General features: G+C 62.3%; 3 protein-coding genes. All 3 read left to right on the top strand.

Annotated features, from left to right (window positions below; all coding sequences use genetic code 11):
- Positions 1-2,061, top strand: a 2,061-nt coding sequence (trbE, locus tag EOA27_RS28895; protein WP_127257826.1) for a conjugal transfer protein TrbE, incomplete at its 5' end; no start/stop codon positions are given.
- Positions 2,058-2,783 (top strand): P-type conjugative transfer protein TrbJ, encoded by a 726-nt coding sequence (trbJ, locus tag EOA27_RS28890; RefSeq protein WP_127257824.1) that lies wholly within the window; start codon positions 2,058-2,060, stop codon positions 2,781-2,783. The genes trbE and trbJ, both read left to right, overlap by 4 nt.
- A 33-nt stretch (positions 2,784-2,816) precedes the next feature.
- Positions 2,817-3,249: type IV secretion system protein (locus EOA27_RS28885; protein ID WP_189562144.1), on the top strand; the 433-nt coding region annotated here is incomplete at its 3' end.

The following is a 3,249-nucleotide window of genomic DNA, read 5'->3' as shown; positions in this document are numbered from 1 at the left end:
AGCCAGGCGAGGGCGGAAAGCGCGCTCGTCGACTCTTATCATCCAGAAGCCGAAAGAGATTGGCGCCAGGAGCTGGCGCGGTTCCGTGACGAGACCGACCGCGTGTTGGATCTCCTGTCGGGCTTCATGCCCGAAGTACGCGCGCTCGACGATGCCGAGACGCTGACTTATCTGCACGGCACGATCTCGGCTCGCCGGCATCCGGTCGCCGTGCCGGAAACACCGATCTATCTCGACGGCATTCTGGTCGATGCGCCGCTCACCGGCGGGTTGGAGCCGATGCTGGGCGATCAGCATCTGCGAACCCTCACCATCCTCGGTTTTCCCAACCTCACTCGGCCCGGGATCCTCGACGCGCTCAACCATCAGGATTTCGCTTATCGCTGGATGACGCGCTTCATCCCGCTCGACAAGACGGAAGCCACAAAGACGCTGATGCGGTTGCGCCGGCAGTGGTTTGCAAAGCGCAAGTCGATCGTCGCGATCCTGCGCGAGGTTGTCACCAACGAGCCGGTGCCGCTGGTCGACAGCGATGCCGACAACAAGGCGCTCGATGCCGACGAGGCACTTCAGGCATTGGGCGCTGATCATGTCGGCTTCGGCTATCTCACCACAACGGTGACAGTGCGGGACGAGGACCGCCAAGCCGCCGCCGAAAAACTTCGCGCCGTCGAGCGCATCGTCAACGGGCTCGGCTTCACCTCGATCCGTGAAAGCGTCAATGCGGTCGAGGCGTGGCTCGGCTCGTTGCCCGGTCATGTCTACGCCAATGTTCGCCAGCCGCTCGTTCACACGCTGAACCTTGCCCACCTCATGCCGCTATCGTCGGCGTGGGCCGGCCCATCGGCGAACGAGCATCTCGCGAAAGTCACCCAGACCGAAGCGCCGCCACTTTTCTTCGCCGAAACCAGCGGGTCGACACCGTTCCGGCTTTCCACCCATGTCGATGACGTCGGTCACGTGCTGATCGTCGGTCCAACAGGCGCCGGCAAGTCGGTGTTGCTCGCGCTGATCGCCCTGCAGTTCCGACGCTATGGCCGCGCGCAGATCTACGTTTTCGACAAAGGCAACTCGGCCCGCGCGGCAACACTCGCCATGGGTGGAGAACACCACGCCTTAGGAGCTGACGGCGCGCTTGCCTTCCAGCCGCTGCGCAACATCCACGATCCGGTCACGCGCAGCTGGGCGGCGGAATGGATAGCCAGCCTCATTGCCCATGAGAATGTCACCGTCACGCCGGAGGTGAAGGAGGCAATCTGGTCTGCACTTGGCAGCCTTGCCACCGCGCCGGCGCAGGAACGCACGCTGACCGGATTGTCCGTCCTGCTTCAGTCGAATGCGCTGAAGTCCGCCTTGATGCCCTACACGCTCGACGGTCCCTTCGGCCGGCTGCTCGATGCCGATGACGACCGGCTGGCCTTATCGGATGTGCAGTGTTTCGAGACTGAGGAGCTGATGCACAGCCAAGGCGCTGTGCTGCCTGTGCTCACCTATCTGTTTCATCGGCTGGAAGAGCGGTTCGATGGGCGGCCGACACTGCTTATGCTCGACGAGGCCTGGATCTATCTGGACAACCCGCTCTTCGCCGCCCGCATCCGCGAATGGCTGAAAGTGCTGCGCAAGAAGAACGTGTCGGTCATCTTCGCCACGCAGTCGCTTGCCGACGTCGCGAGCTCGGCGATCGCGCCGGCTATCGTCGAGAGCTGCCCCCAGCGGATCTTTCTCCCCAATGATCGTGCCGTGGAACCGCAGGCGCGAGCCGCCTACGAGCAGTTCGGTCTGAATCAACGCCAGATCGAACTGATCGCTCGCGCCACACCGAAGCGCCAATACTATCTGCAATCGCGACGTGGGAATCGTCTCTTCGAGCTCGGCCTTGGCCCGATCGCGCTTGCGCTTTGCGGCGCCTCCGACCCAGCCACGCAGACGCTCATCGACAGCGTCCTGTCCGGAGACGGGCAGGAGAGCTTTGCCTCTCGCTTCCTCAATGCTCGCGGCCTCGACTGGGCCGCCGAGCTTCTCCAGCAATACCCCCAACCAGACAAGGAGCATTCGTCATGATGCGGCGCCGTTTTCTCTGCGGCCTGATAACCCTTTCCCTGATCGCCAAACCGCTGGCCGACTATGTGCAGCCAGCCTACGCCCTGATCGTCTTCGATCCCTCGAACTATACGCAGAACGTGCTGTCGGCGGCGCGCGCATTGGAGCAGATCAATAACCAGATCCAGTCGCTGCAAAACCAGGCGACCATGCTGCAGAACATGGCGCGCAACCTTCAGAACCTGGATTTTTCCTCGGTCGGCCAGCTTACCGGTTCGCTGCAACGGATCGACGGTTTGATGGACCAGGCGAGCGGCCTGAGCTTTGATCTGGGTAAGCTTCAGGACCGGTGGCGACAGCAATATCCGGAAAGCTACGATGCCACGATCAAGGCGAGCGATGTCGCGAGTGCCGCACGCGAGCGTTGGCAGAGCGCCATGCACGCGTTCCGCCAGACCATGGGTGTGCAGTCGCAGATCGTGGAAAATGTCCGCGGCGACGGCGACCTGCTCGCCGATCTCGTCAATCGCAGCCAGGGAGCGGCCGGCGCGCTTGAGGCGACCCAGGCCACCAATCAGCTGATCGCACTTTCGACCAAGCAGCAGATGCAGATCCAGACGCTGCTCGCGACGCAGTTTCGGGCCGAGGCCGAGGATGCCGCGCGCAAGGCGCAGTCCGAGGAAGCTGCCCGACAGACGACAAAACGCTTCCTCGGCACCGGCACGGCCTATCCCGGCAACTGATCACTAGCTCTTCACGACGAGGAAGGCGGCGGCATGAACGACCTTGGCGTCATCGATCGCTTCATGGAGACTTTTATCCGCTATATCGATAGCGGGTTCGGTCTGCTTTCGGGCGACGTCGCCTTCCTTACTACGACTCTCATCGGCATCGACATCACGCTGGCAGGCCTCGCCTGGGCGTTCGGCGACGAGCCCAACATTCTCGGTCGCCTCATCCGCAAGGTGCTCTATGTTGGCGTCTTCGCTTTCATCCTGAACAATTTCAAGAACCTCGCCGACATCATCTACCGCTCCTTTGCCGGCCTCGGCATCCACGCATCCTCCGGCAATCTCTCCGCCGACAACCTCCTGCATCCAGGCCGCATCGCCGCCACCGGTTTCGAGGGTGCCTGGCCGCTTCTCGATCAGGCAAGCCAGCTTCTTGGTTTTCCGGAAATCTTTGGCAACGCGCTCACCATTTTCGTGC

Source organism: Mesorhizobium sp. M2A.F.Ca.ET.037.01.1.1, assembly GCF_003998075.1.
In the GTDB taxonomy this organism is placed as follows: domain Bacteria; phylum Pseudomonadota; class Alphaproteobacteria; order Rhizobiales; family Rhizobiaceae; genus Mesorhizobium.
The sequence above is the reverse complement of the archived record's forward strand: the minus strand, read 5'-3'. Positions and strand labels throughout refer to the sequence as shown.